The organism is Oceanobacillus senegalensis, assembly GCF_900176885.1.
GTDB classification, from domain to species: Bacteria; Bacillota; Bacilli; order Bacillales; family Amphibacillaceae; genus Oceanobacillus; species Oceanobacillus senegalensis.
In genome coordinates this window covers 869,541-885,967 of sequence record NZ_LT839648.1, presented here as the reverse complement: position 1 = coordinate 885,967, position 16,427 = coordinate 869,541, and the positions used below count along the sequence as shown (strand labels likewise).

Here is a 16,427-nt window from a genome sequence, read left to right as displayed (position 1 = left end):
CCATCTTACCGCATTCCCTCGTTTAAATTTTTGAATAAAAAGAAGCATCCCTACTTAAATGAAAAGTAGAGATGCTAGTATACTAGATATATGACACATGAATGCACATCGAATCTATGAATACTACACACTCCCTATCCTCGTAGGTATTGGTGCAACAAATAAGGCAGGTCTCCTGGCTCATGGCTTATACATCACTACACCTTCCCATACAATAAAGTACAGTGGTATTTGTAGTAAACTACCATTTACAGTGGCGGGACCGCGTCGGAATTTCACCAACTTCCCTTTTAAGTCAATAGTCTTTATAAAACTAGACACCTTATTTCATATGTATTACTATGCTATTACTTCATTTTATATAATAAGCTAAAAAAAGACAAGGACTTTGGAATATATCGAAAAAACAACAACTTTTTACATGGTAGCGCTTAGAAGACCTATCCAATTGTTGGTCAGATCTTCTAAGCACATTTAGAATCAAAACGAAGGTAGGTTATCCAAATTATTTTCTTTTATACCGTCTGGTTCACTCCTAATAATATCTCTTCCATATTTATGAAATACATCAACATGTGCAAGGTTTCCGGCCTTTGCTTCTTCTAATGCAGTCAGATAGTCAAGTTCCCGTCCTGCGTCGGTTTTAAATGCTATCATATCTCCTGAATCATTTTTTCGTACGGCTATAATCGCTTCTTTTCCTACAACATCCTTTACCCGTGATGGTTGCTCTTGCTCCAGGTTACTTTGTGCTTTATATTCGTTGTATATTTGTTCAAAATCCTTTCCAGGCATTTTAATCCTCCTATTCTTTCTTTTTGAGCCTACGTTGATTTTCAATTTTAACCGTTTCGGTATCTGTATCACTATACACGCTTGTATTTTTTCCTCCAGTTTTAGCAAGCCATTCCTTGACTTCGTTATAGGACATACCTGAATTGGCATTTAATTTTTTGACTTCATCAATATCAGTTCCAGCAACCGTAAAATTCCCGGAATCTTGTTGATTATTTTGGTCCATTGTAGCACCTCCATTATGCTATTTTATTTTATACAAAATAGTTGTTTTTACTCAAAGTCGAGAGGTTTGAATATTTTTTGCATAAAAATAACCTCTTAAGACAGATTTATTCTTAAGAGGCTTCATTTATCTCATTACCCGTATATTTGTTCCTAGTTCCTGATCAGTTTGTTTAAGTGTTTCAATCGATTGTTTTGTTCCTTCTTGATTTTGATTTAATAATTCTTGGTACTGAATTAGGAATTCTTCTAACAAGAGATTAATTTCATTTAATTTATCCATCATATCTAAAACATTATTCCCTTTAAATTCTTTATGGAAGCTAGGATCTAATGATTGTATTGCTTGTTTTAAGTCAGTTAGTGCCTTTTCCACTGAGCTTTGTTCGAGTTTTATTTCATTCATTTAATCAGCAAACTCCCTTCTTCTACGCGTATATAAATCACTCAGACCGATTTCCAAAGAAAATTCTAATACAAAGTACCACGTTCCTTTACCAATTATATCTAATTGTATGGTATTTTATGACCGTTTTTAAGATAGAATAGGACTATTTTTTAAAATAAAAATTACCAAATTAAGTCAAAAGTTACAGGTTAAAAGACTTAGATGGTACTAACTACAATAAAAAAACCACCTCTATATCTTGAAGTTACAAGGTATAAAAGTGATTTAGAAATTATGCTCGAAAGGAGAGCATCCAGTTTGCAATATAGTCATGGGTAAATAAGTCGTCTGGATAACGAATATAGGCTGTGTCGTCTTCCTCATATAAAAACTGCATAAATTCATTTAACGCTCCCATATATTGCTCATATAGAAATTCAAAACTAACGGTTTCCTTTGGCATTAAATTTTGTTCACAAACAGCTGGATCTGTATAATTTACATATGTACGACATGGAATTGGCCTAATTTCATATGCCATACATTGGTTAGTCTTTATATCTAATAATGGACACGGAATAAAACTTTTACGATACTTCTTTTTAAATTCCTCATCCTCTTCAAAATCCAAAGACGTAATCTTCTTTAACTTTTCTCCATGTTTCTCATAATAACTTCTTAAATGAACATTTATCTTATTTTTTCTTTGCTCAGGAAATTGCTCTATTGCTTTTTTCATTATTTTAGCTTCCATTTCATTAATGATGATTGGAAAATAACAACAAAAAGCACAGCCTAAACGACAGGTTGATTCCATTTGTACTTTTTCTTCCATACTACTAATCTCATCACTAACAGCCTGTAGCAATTCAGTAAAACTAGCTAATACCTTTTCTTCTGTAGATGAAGTTTGATCTGCCCACTTTTCCACAATCATATAAAACTTGTTTTCATCAATTACGTAAACATCCGATAGTTGATGACATTTTTGTTGGACTTCTTCTAATGTTAAAAATTGACTCATCTAATTAATACTCCTTATAGAGGTTGTTAACCTTATAGATAGTAAACATATACCTATTGTTAACGATAATTTCAGAAAAGTAAACTAGATAATTTATCCACCACATATAAAAAGGTCAGTTACTGAATATAGTAACTAACCTTTTTATACACCATTACAATTATTTTAAGCTGCTTCTCCCCGTTTTATAAGAAGATTTGCTGATATCAAACGTTGTCTTACAGTGATCCCTATCCAGCTTGCAAGAAAAGCTTTAATAAAGCCAACTACAAGAAATGGATAGACTCCTGCTACAAGAGCTGCATTCCAGCTTAAATCTAGTACGAATTTTAAATGTAATGTTCCGAAAAATAACGTAATAAACATCCCAATCACATTAGCAAACAACGCTATAGGCATGGTGAACCTTGTTTTTTCTAAAATCAAACCAATAAAGAAGGCAGCTACAATAAAACCATATATGTAACCTCCAGATGGTCCAACAATTACCTGCAGTCCCCCACTAAAGCCTGCAAATACCGGAATACCTACCGCTCCAATCGCCATATAACAAACCATTGCAAGTGCACCTTGTCGGCTACCTAATATCGTAGCGGCTATTCCAACAGCAAGCGTTTGTCCACTGATAGGAATAAGCGGAAGTGGAATTTCAACCTGCGCTAAAATGGCTGTAATTGCTGCAAAAATCGAGCAATTGAGCAATACCCTCAACCTTTTGCTTTTTTCATTCATTATTTTCCCCATCCCTTCTAAAAAACATCGATCATTTTCTTGTTGTTTTGATTATAGATTAAAGTTACATTTATTGTCAACCGGATTATTTTAAAGTTAACAATAAAAAGGAAAATTATACCCATATAGGAGTTCAATGTGGGGAATTATCATCATTTCAATCTACCTTCACAAATCCGACAAAAATTAGCAAATCTCGGGAGGTGACAGGTTCATTTAAAAGCCTTACAATATTGGGGAAAGGAGTTTGTTTATGACGACAAATTATCAATTACCTGAATCAATTTCGAAGCTATTGAATGAACATCAAAAGGAAGATAACAGCAGCTTTCACGAATTAGTACGTGATGGTGGATACATGCCACCACATATTGATCTGCTGGTTGATGCGATTACTGCACTTAGTATGGGGAAAAACGTTCTACTAAAAGGCCCGACTGGAGCAGGAAAAACCAAGTTTGCTGAAACACTATCTAACTTATTTCGCCAGCCAATGTTCAGTGTTAATTGTTCTGTGGATTTAGATGCGGAGAGTCTACTCGGGTTTAAAACCCTTTCTTATGAAGAAGATAAACAAGTAATCGAATTTGTTCCAGGTCCTGTAATTAATTCAATGAAACATGGAACCTTTCTATATATAGATGAAATAAATATGGCAAAGCCTGAGACATTGCCACTAATTAATGGAGTATTAGATTATCGAAGAACCATAACAAATCCATTTACAAACGAAATGATTACAGCAAAAGCAGGCTTCGGTGTAATTGCAGCTATCAATGAGGGCTACATCGGAACCGTCCCTCTGAATGAAGCTTTAAAGAACCGTTTTATAGTTATTGAGGTCCCATATATTGAAGGGGAACAATTAAAAAAACTTATTCAAACAAATACTAACCTCACAAATGAAACAATTATAGATTTATTTGTTCGCTTATCAAGTGACCTTATTGAAGGGGCATATCAGGGAAAAATATCGGAGGATGCAGCCTCTGTTCGTGCACTTTTAGATGCTTGTGACTTAAGTGCACTCATTCCGCCAGTTCGTGCCATCCAACGTGCAATCATTGATAAGCTAGATGAAGAAAGAGAACGTGAATTTGTGATGAATCTCACAGAAACACTTTTTTAGATAGGAGTATGAGTATAGAAAATGTATCGTTTTCATGATCGAAAGGTAGATACGGACCTATTTATGCAACTACAGGATTTAACAACTGTCCTTTCTGCTAATCAAAATATGGCATTTGAGTACAGTTTTGGGGCGTATATTGACATCATTGATGAGAAAGTTACTGCAAGCCGCATGTGGGATACAGCGAAGGAATCATTTAGAAAGGCTGGATTGAAATCCGATGTATTTTTGCGTACGATAGGAACATTTCGTTATTCCAATATTACATCCATGAAGAAATACCTCAAAGAAACACATGATTCTAGTTTACCTAAGTTTTCATCTCAATTATTTGCTTTATTAGAGGATATCAGGCTGGAAGAAAAAATCAAAAAAGATCGTCCAGGAACGATCAAAGTCTTTAACATTCGAAGACAATATTTAAAACATAAGTTTATGAATGAACTACATTCCCATGTAACAAGAGGTCTTGCATTGGATGAACTATTCTGTCTTATGTACTTATTAATACAAGCAGATACTCCAGACCCCGTCTTTCCAAGGGCCAATGAGATTCAACTAAATAGGCTAGACAACCTAAAACCGCTTTTATATACCGTTTTTGAAGCAAAGACAACTAGAGATATTGCAAACATTTGTGAACAAATTGTTTTTCGATTAGATGACAGTTATAAGGATACGATTTATGAATATTTTATTTTCCCAATTGGCCATATAGAGGATATGAAAGAAAACACGTTGTTTGATGAGTTAACACGAACGGATGAGCTTAAGAATGATGATAAAGAAGAAGTCGATGAGGATAATAATGAATACATTGACGAACGTTTTTCTAGTTGGCACCGAGAAAATCAAAACAGTGATAGAAAACAAACATTTCTGCAGTTCGAATTAGAAGTCGGGACGAAGACCAACATCATGGGTGGTGGTGCAAGGGAAACCGAGGATGCTGATCAAGCTATGGGAACCATCCAAGGTGCATCTGGCAAGAGCAAAAACAATGACTTCTCTGAATTAGAATCGTTGGACAAGCAAGAAGCTACCCAAGGAAAAAGCATTGAGTATGAGTTCGGTGAAGAAAATAAAGATGCTGTGAAACTTCTTAAAGAGGCTAAGTCTCCATCTCATGAAGATATACAAAATTATCGTGATTTTCTTCTTGATATTGAACCATACAAACGGAAGCTTGCTAATACGATTAAGAAGACGATTGAACATAAAAAGAATGCACCAAGAAAAGACCTTCATTTTGGGCGGCTATCTAGAAAATTACTACCAATCGTATTGGATGAAAATCCACGGGTCTTTTACAAGAAAAATCAAGAATCGAAGGAATTTGATGCAGCTTTTACTTTGCTTGTGGATTGCTCTGCATCCATGCATGGAAAAATGGAAGAAACAAAAAGAGGAATTGTCCTCTTTCATGAAGTTTTAAAGCAATTTCATATTCCACATTCTATTATTGGTTTTTGGGAAGATGCAATGGAAGTAAGTGAAAATTATCAACCCAATTACTTTCATATCATCCATTCCTTTAATAATTCTTTCTACCAAAATAACGGGGCAAAAATTATGCAGCTTGAACCAGAGGAAGACAATCGAGATGGATTTAGTATTCGAGTTATAACGAAAGAGCTAGAAGCAAGACGTGAGAAGGACAAATTCTTATTGGTATTTTCAGACGGTGAGCCTGCCGCCTCTGGATATGACCAAAATGGGATTGTTGATACACATTTAGCTGTATCAGAAGCACGAAAAAAAGGAATCGAAGTAATTGGGATGTTTCTTTCGGATGAGAAAATTGAAGAACAAGAGGACCTCACCATGAAAAATATTTATGGAAAAGAACGCTTAATGATCCCGAGTGTAGCAGAACTACCTGAACAATTTGCCCCCCTATTAAAGAAACTACTCCTAAAAACAATTTAATCCGAGAAGTGCTTGGCACTTCTCGAATATTGTTCATTTTGTAAGGTCTATTTCCTACAAATGTTGTTTATTGCATAAATATGTTTATAATTCTTGTCGAAAGAAAGAATTTAGTTTTTATTCTGTTACCATTGCAGGTTTATCGTCATAATATTCATGCGATTCCACTGTACTTGTTAATTCTAAAAGCCAAGTAAATTCATTTAGAATATCTGGATTATCTAGAGCTTCTTTGTTTAATGCCAATATTTCTCCAGGGATTGGAATGGATATTTCATATGCTGCTTTTAATGATTCAATATGAAGAAGTGGTTCCTCGTTATGAAACTTCGCATCATAAAGGATATCAAGGTAAGTAATGGCCCCAATTGATTGAATTAATTCTCTCCTTAAGCCTATTTTATAAATCTTCCCCTTCTTCTCCAACCATAGCCCTTCATTTGTAATCTTCCCATTACTCATTAACACATTCGTACCCTCCCATCTGATACATGTATATATCAAATGAACCAGTCCTATGTTAATGATTTTCGAGATGGCATCTTTGAATTTTATCGTTTTGATACGTGGAATTCCTTCTTACGCCTAACTTTCTACGCTTATGGATTGACTTTTATTCACCTGTACTTCTTGTTCCTTTTGGAATGTTTCTAGTCCCCTCCGTCTTTTTTGTAAAACAAATACAAGGATAATCCCTACTACCCCAATACTATCTGATAATAGACCAGGATAAAGACTCAACAATCCACCGCTCATTAATATAACTCGCTCCAAAACATTGGTTTTTGTAATCATCCAACCAATGACACCGGTTGCCAATGCGAGGACACCGATTATAGCTGTACCAAACGATACGACTATTTCCATAATGGAGCCGTTCATGAGTAATGATGGCTCTAATACAAACATATAAGGAACAATAAATCCAACTAAACCTAACCGAAGAGACTCAAAGCCTACACGATTTGGATTTGCGTCTGCAATCCCAGCTGCTGCGAATGCTGCCACAGCAACTGGTGGAGTAATCGCTGAAAAAATGGAAAAATATACGATAAATAGGTGTGCGGATATAGATGGTACACCTAATTCAATTAATGCTGGTGCAGCTAACATTGCCGTTAGGATATATGCTGCTGCAACAGGCATTCCCATTCCAAGAATAATGCATATGAACATTACGAAAATTAAAGTTGGGAATAACAAACCTTCTGTCAATCCGAGGACAATGCTTGTTAGCTTCCCACCAAGTCCTGTCGTCATCATTCCAGCGATAACTAAACCAGCAGCCGCACAAGCAGTTGTGACGGGGATAGAAGCTTTTGCCCCATCTACGAGCGCGTTAAAAATGGAACGGATTTCCATTCTTGTTTGTTTTCGAAACCAGCTAACAGCGATTATTGTTAAGATTCCATAAAAACCTGTCCTTGATGCACTGTAGCCTTCGATAAGGAAATAAACTAGGACAACTAATGGAATAAAATAATACCAGCCTTCTTTTAAGCAAGTGGTGATTTTTGGTATATCTTCTTTAGCAGAACGCGGCAAATTTAATCGCAATGCCTCTAAATGAACCATTGTTAGTAATGAAATATAATACAAGATTCCGGGAATTAATGCTGCAATAACAATCGTTCCATATGGTATTTGTGTTACAGCTGCCATTAAAAAGGCAGAGGATCCCATTATTGGTGGTAGAATACTTCCACCTGTTGAAGCGGCCGCCTCAACAGCTGCTGCAAAGGAAGGTTTATAGCCAGTTTTCTTACTCACAGGGATTGTAAATGATCCTGTTGTTACAACATTTGCTGTAGGGCTCCCAGATATGGAACCGAAGAAAGCACTCGCTAGTATTGCTACCTTTGCTGCCCCACCTCTTGTTCTTCCTGCAATTGCAGTAGCCAACTTGAAAAAGAATTCACCAGCGCCGGCCTTTTGCAAAAAAGATCCAAACAACATATACATAAATACAATGGATGCGGCAACTGAAATGGGTGATCCCCATAATCCATTAAAACTAAAAGCCAACTCATCCAAAAATTCAATTATGGTAAATGGACGATGCCCCCATAACCCTGGTAAATAATGCCCCCATAAGGTATAACCAAAAAAGATAAATACTATAAAGACAATTGGCAGACCAATTGTTCGTCGAGCTGCTTCTATAGATAAAACAACAAATATGGATCCAAAAAAGATATCTAATCCTGTCAATGGTTCCATAATTGGGATTCTTATTGCTATTCGTTCAGCATGAATAGTAAAGTAAACTCCTGTCCCTAAAGCCAATATGACAAAGGCATAATCTAATATACTAGGTGCAAGGGAGCCCTCCTCCTTCGTTTTTTTGGAAAAACCATAAAATAAAAAGGTTAAACCTAATATAAATGATAAATGAATGGCCATTTGATTCATAGGATCTAGTTTACTAAAAATAGTAGACCAAATTTGAAAAATCGATAAAGAAAAAGCAATAATTACACCGAATAATAAATGGGAACCTGATAAAGGGCGTCGATACCCTTCCTGAAACCAACCTCTTAACACTTTTTTAACGCCCATTTGAAGAACTCCTTTCAGGGAAAATGATGTTTATGTTGATATTCAATTATTCATCACTTCCCCATTAATCCCATTTCCTTAAAAAACTTAACTGCTCCAGGATGTAATGGTACACTGCCGACATTCATCATATTTTTTTCCGTTAGATTTTTAAATTCCTCATGTACATTACTTAAGTAATCCAAGTTTTCATAAATTGCTTTGGTTACTTGATAAACCTCTTCTTCTGGTACATGCTTATTTACCATTAAGATAGCTGGAGTATTTACCGTCGCGATATCTTCTCGTAAAAATTCATAACTACCAGCCTCAATAGTCCCAGCTTCCATTCCTAATTTTTCAGATATATGTTGAATAACTTCCTTATTCAATCCAAAAAGTTTCAAATCATTTGTAGTTGATGCTTCAATAATATCGCTTGATGGAATAGAAACAGCATCTCCAGTTGCATCAATTCGTTTATCTGCCATCAGTTCAAATGATTTGGCCCCGCTCAAATAATCAACCGAACCTCCCCAAGAAATGATATCATCATATGAAACCCCATATTCATTCAAAATTTGTCGGGTTATAATTTCTCCTGCTGAACCTTTTTGGTCGACAGCCAAACGAATGGGCGCCTGGTTTTCTATAATCGCAACAAGCGAATCATACTTAAAGTCAGACCTTACAACAAATTGATAATAATTAGCGGGAATGACAACACTTACGGCTCGTATATCAGCATATGTCTGATTATATGGTTCGTCTCCGCTATATGCAGCATAGGCAGTCATTCCATACGATAATCCATAAGAAACTTTATTTGTGCCAACGGTAGCTGGATTTTCAACAATCCCCCCTGGCTCTACTGTAATAACGGAACCCTCATTTTCTCCTCGTATGGATTCCGCAATTCCTTCCGAAAATACAGACCAAGCACCACCGGTTCGTCCTCCCATAATCGTTAGGTTCGTTAAGCCCTCTGTTTCTGAAGTACTTGCCCCTTTGTCTATGGAACCTCCATCACATGCTACTAGTAGTAAAAGTCCAAGAATAAGGAGAGTACTTACTTTTAATTGGTAGCGTAGCATATCTGATTGTCCTCCAAATTCAAAACCTTTTTATTTCCCTCGTTCACTTGTAGACTAATATCCAATGCTCTAACAGAATGAGTTAAAAATCCTAGTGAAATATAGTCAACTCCACAACCACGATAGCTTGCTAGATTATCTAAATTAATTCCCCCTGAAGCCTCCGTTACGATCGAATCTGGAACATGCTGAGAAAAATCCTTTACTTCTTCTGGTGAACGATTATCAAACATAATGACATCCGCTGAAGCTTCTACTGCCTCGAGTACTTCTTCTTTCGTCTCTGTCTCCACTTCAATTTTAACCATGTGTCCAATTTTTTCCCGGGCTGTTTGTATGGCTTTTGAAATCGAACCACAGAATGATATATGGTTATCCTTAATCATGACACCATCATTTAATCCTTGTCGGTGATTTTTACCACCGCCACACACAACAGCATATTTATCAAACATACGTAAGCCTGGAGCTGTTTTTCTTGTATCACAGAGTTGTATAGAAGGATCATCCAATTCTTCTATACAACGGTTCGTCATTGTCGCGATACCGCTCATTCTTTGTATAACATTTAAAATGACTCTTTCCCCTGTTAATAAATGAACAATCGGTCCATACACTTCAGCAATTTTCTGACCTTTTAATACCTTATCCCCATCTGTAAAATGATTCACAACTTCAATTTGGGAATCCAATAAATGATAGGTTTCCTTAATGACTTCCATGCCAGATATAACCCCATCTTCTTTTGCTATAAAAACTCCTCTACCAACCTGATCTGGTGGAAATATAGAGCGACTGGTAATATCGTTATCTCCTATATCTTCTAATAAAAATGATTGTAAAAGTGTACGTAATTTTAATTGATTCATTATATTATCCCCCTTGCATGCTAATTAGACATCTTTTGTTAATCACTTCACATAATAATTAACATATATCCTTTTACTAGATTTGTACGATTATTGAGTTCCTTATGTGAAAAATATCACATTCAAAACAATACGTATTGTTCCCTTATATAAATAGAGGGAATTATACTATTTTTCTTCCATTCTTGATGCCCCTCCCTGATCGTTCTTATGTTGGTTATTTTGTAAGTCTATTCACCTGTCTTGACATCTATATTTACACAATATTAATATTATGGCAAGAGAATTTTATTAATTTTTTTGAAGAAATTTAATTCTTATCCTCTAATATTAGGGAATAATGGGAAGTAAAATTATTCTAGTAAAACGTTGATAAAACTTGATAAAAAATGAATTTGAAGAAGGTGGATTATATAAAGATGAGCAAACAGGAAAAAATGTCTTCCAAGGAGCGGCAGGCACTTATTACCCGATTGTTGAAGGAAACAACAAAGCCAATCACCGGGAATGAATTTTCACAAAAAACAAATGTTAGTAGACAGGTTATCGTTCAAGATATATCCCTTCTTAAAGCAAAAGGAAAACCAATTGTCGCCACAAGCCAAGGTTATATTTACTTAAATAAAGTAGAGGAAAATAAAGCACACAAAAAAGTCATTGTTTGTAACCATCCTCCTGAACGAACTGCCGAAGAACTACATTTGATTACGGACCATGGTGTGTCCTTAAAAAATGTTATTGTAGAACATCCCGTGTATGGAGATATCACAGCTACCATACATGTTAGTAATCGTAAGGAAGCAAACCAATTCGTTAAAAAAATTGAAGATGCCAGTGCCTCGTATTTATCCGTGTTAACAAATGGTGTCCATTTACATACACTTGAAGCAGATACAGAGGATAAATTAGAAGCAGTGTGTAACGATCTGGAAACCGCGGGAATATTAGTATCCCGGTAAATATAAAAATCCCTTGATAGCCAAGGGATTTTTAAGTCTGTATGAAAATATAAAATTTTAAGCATTATTTCATTCGTAACCACAATTCGTCCATCGAGATGTGCAATTGTTTTTTTATCCTGTTAGGGCGCTTGCGCTTTTATTTTCTAATATTACACATTCGAAATTAGTTAATACTTGTTTGAGAGCACCTTCATAGGCCTCTAAATCCTTCTTAGAAAACAATGTCATCACGACTTGTCCAAATGAATTATCTTGAAGAAAGTCCAGAATAGCCTTCATAGCAACAACAGATGCTAATTGGACTGGATATCTGTAGACACCTGTTGAAACGGAGGGAAATGAAATACTCGTAATACCGTTTTCTTTTGCTAGCTGTAAAGAATTTTGGTATGAATGTCTCAACCGTTCTTTTGCTACTAAATTATTCCCATCCCAAATCGGTCCAACTGTATGAATAACAAATTTTGCAGGAAGTTCATATCCGCTAGTGATTACAGCTTTACCTGTACGTAGATAGTTGCCATCCAAATCCTCCTTACGAATTTTTTTGCATTCTTCTACTAAATCACTACCAGCAGCCTGATGAATCGCGCCATCAACACCACCACCACCCATGAGCGTACCATTTGCTGCATTAACTATGGCTTCTGTTGATTGTTTTGTTATATCTCCTATCATCAGTTCTAGAGAATTTCCGTTAATCTCTATTTTCATGCTTGCTAGTCCCTCCTCAAATTATTAACCTTAACGCCCGTAAATTTACAAAGACTTTACAAAATCTAATTATAACATAATTTTCTTAATGAAATAACAACTATCCTTAATATTTAGGTGAAATTATCTGGAACTTGATAAAGTTTTCCATACTATTTTTATGCTATTTTTTTATGGTATTATAGTATATTGTATAATATCAAAACACTATCCTATGAAAAATAGTGACTTATAAAACTTATAAATGGGTTAGGAATAATGTTTAAGCTAGAAAAAAGAAGCTTTTACTTTATATTAAAATCCCTAAATATACTAGTTAAACTATACTAATCAAGAAAGGGACTTTTTATGACAACTATTAAAGAAGAAGTAAATAAAAGAAAAACATTTGCCATCATTTCCCACCCGGATGCAGGTAAAACTACTTTAACGGAAAGATTACTCCTCGTAGGTAACCTCATTCGTTCTGCAGGGACAGTTAAAGGAAAGAAATCAGGTAAGTTTGCTACATCTGACTGGATGGAAATTGAAAAACAACGTGGAATATCCGTTACATCTAGTGTGATGAATTTTGAATATAACAATTTCCAAGTAAATATTCTCGATACACCTGGACACGAAGACTTCAGTGAAGATACTTATCGTACATTAACTGCTGTCGATAGTGTCGTGATGATTATTGATGCTACAAAGGGAATTGAAGCACAGACAATTAAGTTATTCAAAGTGTGTCGGATGAGAGGAATTCCTATTTTTACCTTTATAAATAAACTAGACCGTGAAGGAAAAGAGCCATTTGATTTGTTAGAGGAAATTGAAGAGGTTCTTGATATTGAGACATATCCAATGAACTGGCCAGCCGGAATGGGCAAACGTTTCCTAGGTATCTTTGATCGTCACAAAAAACAATTTGTTAAGTATAACGGCAATGAAGAAGAGACATATATTTCATATGACGAGCTAGAAAAAGATGAAAGTTTGACAGGACAGACAACTTTTGAAGCCGCACAAGATGAGGTTGCATTATTAGATGAGGCAGGAAATAGTTTTTCAATAGACGCTATCCTTGAAGGGGAGCAAACACCTGTATTTTTCGGTAGTGCATTAGCTCCTTTTGGGGTTGATATATTTTTTGACACGTTTATTTCCATGGCACCTACTCCGAAACCAAGAAAAACAACAGAAGGACTCGTTCATCCGGCTAACGAGGATTTTTCCGGGTTTATTTTCAAAATACAGGCAAATATGAACCCAGCCCATCGTGATCGTGTTGCATTTCTAAGAGTTTGTTCAGGTAAATTTGAGCGTGGCATGAACGTAAAACTATCTAGAACTGGAAAGGCACTAAAACTTGCCCAATCTCAGCAAATCATTGCCTCGACAAGAGAAACTGTAGAGGAAGCCTTTGCTGGGGACATCATTGGAATTTATGATCCTAACGCCTACCAAATTGGGGATACTTTAATAGAAGGAAAGGCACAGTTTGAATATAATGAACTTCCACAATTCCCACCTGAAATATTTAGAAAAGTTACAGCGAAAAATGTAATGAAATCAAAACAGTTTAAAAAAGGAATCGAACAACTCGTTCAAGAGGGTGCGATTCAATTATTTAAAGATAAACGATCAGAATCCTATATTCTTGGTGCAGTAGGTGAACTACAATACGATGTCTTTAAATACCGTATGGAAAACGAATACAATGTTGAAGTAATGTTTGACAGCATTGGAGAAAGGATTCCTCGTTGGTTAAACCCTGAACAGGACATAAATGAATCTCTTTTTGATGAACGAAGATTGCTTGTCAGAGATCGAGATGATAATTATCTTGTTCTTTTCCAAAATCAATTCGCGCTTAACTGGTTCAAAGAAAACAACCCAAAAGTAGACCTAATCGATTTACTTGAATTCAATCAATATTCCCAATAAGATTTACCAAATTTTTACTCTATCCACATGTAAACCGGGAGGACTCTTTCATTAGGGTCCTCCCACTTCTTTAATTTTCAGCATCTTCCCCTTTAGCCTCATGAATCATCCAAATCAAGGCTTCTTTGCTTTCTGCATAATGCGCATAATATTCATGCTCTATCGCATTATTAGGCAAAAATGATAACAAGGAATTATGTTTTATATTTACCTGTACATCACGTACCTTCCAACTTTTATGACGGATATCAGCCCGATATAGTGTATTCGATTTATAGGTCCATAAAATATATCGTTCTAATAACCAGAAATCTAAACCATCTCTTTCTAGTAATCTCTTGTCACCAATTGGGTTGTACTGAACTTTGTATCTTTTTTGATCCATACTGTTACGAATGCTTCGCAAATAAAAGAAGTTTTTCCATTTCTTCATTATTATACTTGCACGAAAAAAGGGTAGTGTTGCCATTCTCGCACCTAAAACAGCCAGAAACTTATTGGTTTCCAAACTAAAAAAATATACCCCCCTTTCTCCGTTCTTCTTTACATAGGTTCTAACATTTACTTGAAACATGGAGCGTACAAATGGCACTCTTGGTAAATAACGCAAACGGACTTTGTCTACTTTAAAAGAAACGACGCTAATCCAAGCCTTCCCATCATATGTATCTAATTCAAGCCCAGTCGGAAGATAACTTTTCATGACTTCTGGGGAGACAGACCAATGGACAAATAACAAATTCTCCCACCTTTGCGTCATAATCCATGGCTGTTGCCTGTCATTTCCCAGGTTTTGTACTATTTTTTCGAAGCACATTTGATGAAACATCATTGTGGTACCTTTCCTTTTCAGTGTTAAAATAGCGACTTGATTCGTGATTAACGTATTCAACGCTTTTTCAAGCAGAGTTTCCTAATTATATGTATCTTATTCATGTACTTAAATCTAATACAAAATCTAGCTCTGTAGCAACTATCCCTACAGAGCAAATAACTTTACATCCTATTATTCACGTTATTCGACATACATAATATAGGAAGTATCCTAAACTTTACTACAGCGAAAAATTCTAAATCCTAGGATGTCTTTATATTTTTCCATGTAGTGTTCGTGTTGGATAATTGCATCAAATAGTTGGTCATTCAGTTGATCGGATAACGTAAAATCAGCTGCGTTATCTACATCATTTGGGTCAAACTGCTGTTCATATTTTGTGACCTGAATTTGAGCGAATCCGGCATCTTGAAACATTTGAACCCATTCCTTTGATGTCCAAAATCGGTTAATCCCATAAAAATTACGCAATGCACGTACATCGTTATCATTCATCGATTTTTCTAACACCATTTCTATCGCAAGTAAAACACCATGATTTTTCAATACTCGGCGAAACTCGCTCACAGATTTAGCTGCATTGGAAAAAGCAATTACAGATTCTGATGTTATGACGTCAAATGTATTCTTTTCAAAAGGTAAGTCCTCTATACTACCTTTCAAGAGGTGAACAGGTACATTCCATGCATCAAACCTTGTCTTTGCTTTATCCACCATTGTTTGGTTTATATCAATTGCTGTTACGGAGCTACCAAAATAGTGTGAGACATATGCTGCCGTTTGCCCGGTTCCACATCCTCCATCTAAGAATACAGTTTTCTCATTCATTTCTTCATTTGTAAGTAACTTTTTCGTAAGCATTAAACCACCTGGATGAGCACCGCCAACTCCTAACTTTGCAAGAGCATCTAAATACAAGTCATTCAAATATATCACCTTGTTTCAATTAGGATACAACCTACTTTTTGATAAATTTTGAAATCATTGGACTTACTTGCTTATATAAATCATTTATTTGACCCGCTGTTCCCATTAATTTTTCCATATCTATATTTCCATCTGATGTCTGAAACATCGCTAATAGATGCCTAACATTTGATAACTGCCCTTGTTTTGGTTCCATTTGTTTTTTATGACGGGGGCGTAACTGAAAAGGGTCATGCTTGGGTCTAGGTGGTGCTGGTCGTATAGGGCGTGCTGGTCTTCTAGGACGTTCAGGAAACATTCTTTATCACCTCCACTTTCCTAAAGAGTTATAAAT

At 35.6% G+C, this 16,427-nt stretch carries 17 protein-coding genes and 1 riboswitch; of the genes, 4 read left to right on the top strand and 13 right to left on the bottom strand.

The annotated features are described in order from the left end of the window. Window positions 1–148: 148 nt before the first annotated feature. Window positions 149–340: riboswitch (cobalamin riboswitch) on the bottom strand. Between the two features lie 140 nt (window positions 341–480). From CAO17_RS04140 to CAO17_RS04120, 5 genes are all read right to left on the bottom strand, one after another. Then, entirely contained in the window at window positions 481–795 is a 315-nt protein-coding gene (locus tag CAO17_RS04140; protein WP_085991579.1) for a DUF3892 domain-containing protein, read from the bottom strand. Window positions 796–805: 10 nt separating this feature from the next. Continuing rightward, window positions 806–1,021, bottom strand: coding sequence for a gamma-type small acid-soluble spore protein (locus CAO17_RS04135; protein WP_085991578.1), 216 nt, complete (start codon window positions 1,019–1,021; stop codon window positions 806–808). Between the two features lie 126 nt (window positions 1,022–1,147). Beyond that, on the bottom strand, window positions 1,148–1,426 hold the full coding sequence (locus CAO17_RS04130; protein ID WP_085991577.1) for a YwqI/YxiC family protein: 279 nt from the start codon (window positions 1,424–1,426) through the stop codon (window positions 1,148–1,150). A 274-nt stretch (window positions 1,427–1,700) separates the two neighbouring features. Continuing rightward, window positions 1,701–2,432, bottom strand: a complete 732-nt coding sequence (locus CAO17_RS04125; RefSeq protein ID WP_085991576.1) for a YkgJ family cysteine cluster protein — start codon at window positions 2,430–2,432, stop codon at window positions 1,701–1,703. Between the two features lie 165 nt (window positions 2,433–2,597). Continuing rightward, window positions 2,598–3,164 carry a biotin transporter BioY gene (locus CAO17_RS04120; RefSeq protein ID WP_085991575.1) on the bottom strand — a complete coding sequence of 189 codons (567 nt, stop codon included), beginning with the start codon at window positions 3,162–3,164 and terminating at the stop codon, window positions 2,598–2,600. Between the two features lie 253 nt (window positions 3,165–3,417). Between CAO17_RS04120 and CAO17_RS04115 the strand changes: the two genes are divergently transcribed. Continuing rightward, a complete protein-coding gene (locus CAO17_RS04115) occupies window positions 3,418–4,293 on the top strand; it encodes an AAA family ATPase (protein ID WP_085991574.1) in 876 nt (291 codons plus the stop codon). Between the two features lie 21 nt (window positions 4,294–4,314). Next, window positions 4,315–6,225 carry a vWA domain-containing protein gene (locus tag CAO17_RS04110; protein WP_085991573.1) on the top strand — a complete coding sequence of 637 codons (1,911 nt, stop codon included), beginning with the start codon at window positions 4,315–4,317 and terminating at the stop codon, window positions 6,223–6,225. A 117-nt stretch (window positions 6,226–6,342) separates the two neighbouring features. Here CAO17_RS04110 and CAO17_RS04105 read toward each other — a convergent pair whose 3' ends face one another. The 4 genes from CAO17_RS04105 to nadC all read right to left on the bottom strand — a co-directional run bounded on the left by CAO17_RS04105 (window position 6,343) and on the right by nadC (window position 10,726). Further along, window positions 6,343–6,687 carry a biotin/lipoyl attachment domain-containing protein gene (locus CAO17_RS04105; RefSeq protein WP_245831913.1) on the bottom strand — a complete coding sequence of 115 codons (345 nt, stop codon included), beginning with the start codon at window positions 6,685–6,687 and terminating at the stop codon, window positions 6,343–6,345. 123 nt (window positions 6,688–6,810) lie between these two features. After that, on the bottom strand, window positions 6,811–8,784 hold the full coding sequence (locus CAO17_RS04100; protein WP_085991569.1) for a TRAP transporter permease: 1,974 nt from the start codon (window positions 8,782–8,784) through the stop codon (window positions 6,811–6,813). Window positions 8,785–8,837: 53 nt separating this feature from the next. Next, on the bottom strand, window positions 8,838–9,857 hold the full coding sequence (locus CAO17_RS04095; RefSeq protein WP_085991567.1) for a TAXI family TRAP transporter solute-binding subunit: 1,020 nt from the start codon (window positions 9,855–9,857) through the stop codon (window positions 8,838–8,840). Continuing rightward, window positions 9,839–10,726, bottom strand: coding sequence for a carboxylating nicotinate-nucleotide diphosphorylase (gene nadC / locus CAO17_RS04090; RefSeq protein WP_085991564.1), 888 nt, complete (start codon window positions 10,724–10,726; stop codon window positions 9,839–9,841). Before nadC ends, CAO17_RS04095 begins: the two co-directional genes overlap by 19 nt. A 413-nt stretch (window positions 10,727–11,139) precedes the next feature. Between nadC and CAO17_RS04085 the strand changes: the two genes are divergently transcribed. Then, complete coding sequence (locus tag CAO17_RS04085; protein WP_179152012.1) at window positions 11,140–11,685, top strand: transcription repressor NadR; 546 nt, start codon at window positions 11,140–11,142, stop codon at window positions 11,683–11,685. A 114-nt stretch (window positions 11,686–11,799) separates the two neighbouring features. On the opposite strand, the gene CAO17_RS04080 is transcribed toward CAO17_RS04085, so the two are convergent. Continuing rightward, window positions 11,800–12,402 (bottom strand): O-acetyl-ADP-ribose deacetylase, encoded by a 603-nt coding sequence (locus CAO17_RS04080; RefSeq protein ID WP_085991560.1) that lies wholly within the window; start codon window positions 12,400–12,402, stop codon window positions 11,800–11,802. Window positions 12,403–12,750: 348 nt separating this feature from the next. Here CAO17_RS04080 and CAO17_RS04075 point away from each other — a divergent pair, with 348 nt between their 5' ends. Then, the gene (locus tag CAO17_RS04075) at window positions 12,751–14,331 is read left to right on the top strand and encodes a peptide chain release factor 3 (protein WP_085991558.1); all 1,581 of its coding nucleotides are present in this window, start codon (window positions 12,751–12,753) and stop codon (window positions 14,329–14,331) included. Window positions 14,332–14,401: 70 nt separating this feature from the next. On the opposite strand, the gene CAO17_RS04070 is transcribed toward CAO17_RS04075, so the two are convergent. The 3 genes from CAO17_RS04070 to CAO17_RS04060 all read right to left on the bottom strand — a co-directional run bounded on the left by CAO17_RS04070 (window position 14,402) and on the right by CAO17_RS04060 (window position 16,391). Next, window positions 14,402–15,091, bottom strand: coding sequence for a YqjF family protein (locus CAO17_RS04070; RefSeq protein WP_281252957.1), 690 nt, complete (start codon window positions 15,089–15,091; stop codon window positions 14,402–14,404). A 285-nt stretch (window positions 15,092–15,376) separates the two neighbouring features. Next, on the bottom strand, window positions 15,377–16,093 hold the full coding sequence (locus tag CAO17_RS04065; RefSeq protein WP_085991554.1) for a class I SAM-dependent methyltransferase: 717 nt from the start codon (window positions 16,091–16,093) through the stop codon (window positions 15,377–15,379). Window positions 16,094–16,124: 31 nt separating this feature from the next. Continuing rightward, window positions 16,125–16,391, bottom strand: a complete 267-nt coding sequence (locus CAO17_RS04060) for a YppG family protein (protein WP_085991553.1) — start codon at window positions 16,389–16,391, stop codon at window positions 16,125–16,127. Between the last annotated feature and the right edge of the window lie 36 nt (window positions 16,392–16,427).

Coding starts and splice junctions, on each gene's coding strand:
- CAO17_RS04140 (WP_085991579.1), bottom strand. CDS start 795: ATGCCTGGAAAGGATTTTGAACAAATATACAACGAATATAAAGCACAA.
- CAO17_RS04135 (WP_085991578.1), bottom strand. CDS start 1,021: ATGGACCAAAATAATCAACAAGATTCCGGGAATTTTACGGTTGCTGGA.
- CAO17_RS04130 (WP_085991577.1), bottom strand. CDS start 1,426: ATGAATGAAATAAAACTCGAACAAAGCTCAGTGGAAAAGGCACTAACT.
- CAO17_RS04125 (WP_085991576.1), bottom strand. CDS start 2,432: ATGAGTCAATTTTTAACATTAGAAGAAGTCCAACAAAAATGTCATCAA.
- CAO17_RS04120 (WP_085991575.1), bottom strand. CDS start 3,164: ATGAATGAAAAAAGCAAAAGGTTGAGGGTATTGCTCAATTGCTCGATT.
- CAO17_RS04115 (WP_085991574.1), top strand. CDS start 3,418: ATGACGACAAATTATCAATTACCTGAATCAATTTCGAAGCTATTGAAT.
- CAO17_RS04110 (WP_085991573.1), top strand. CDS start 4,315: ATGTATCGTTTTCATGATCGAAAGGTAGATACGGACCTATTTATGCAA.
- CAO17_RS04105 (WP_245831913.1), bottom strand. CDS start 6,687: ATGAGTAATGGGAAGATTACAAATGAAGGGCTATGGTTGGAGAAGAAG.
- CAO17_RS04100 (WP_085991569.1), bottom strand. CDS start 8,784: ATGGGCGTTAAAAAAGTGTTAAGAGGTTGGTTTCAGGAAGGGTATCGA.
- CAO17_RS04095 (WP_085991567.1), bottom strand. CDS start 9,857: ATGCTACGCTACCAATTAAAAGTAAGTACTCTCCTTATTCTTGGACTT.
- nadC (WP_085991564.1), bottom strand. CDS start 10,726: ATGAATCAATTAAAATTACGTACACTTTTACAATCATTTTTATTAGAA.
- CAO17_RS04080 (WP_085991560.1), bottom strand. CDS start 12,402: ATGAAAATAGAGATTAACGGAAATTCTCTAGAACTGATGATAGGAGAT.
- CAO17_RS04075 (WP_085991558.1), top strand. CDS start 12,751: ATGACAACTATTAAAGAAGAAGTAAATAAAAGAAAAACATTTGCCATC.
- CAO17_RS04070 (WP_281252957.1), bottom strand. CDS start 15,091: ATGACGCAAAGGTGGGAGAATTTGTTATTTGTCCATTGGTCTGTCTCC.
- CAO17_RS04060 (WP_085991553.1), bottom strand. CDS start 16,391: ATGTTTCCTGAACGTCCTAGAAGACCAGCACGCCCTATACGACCAGCA.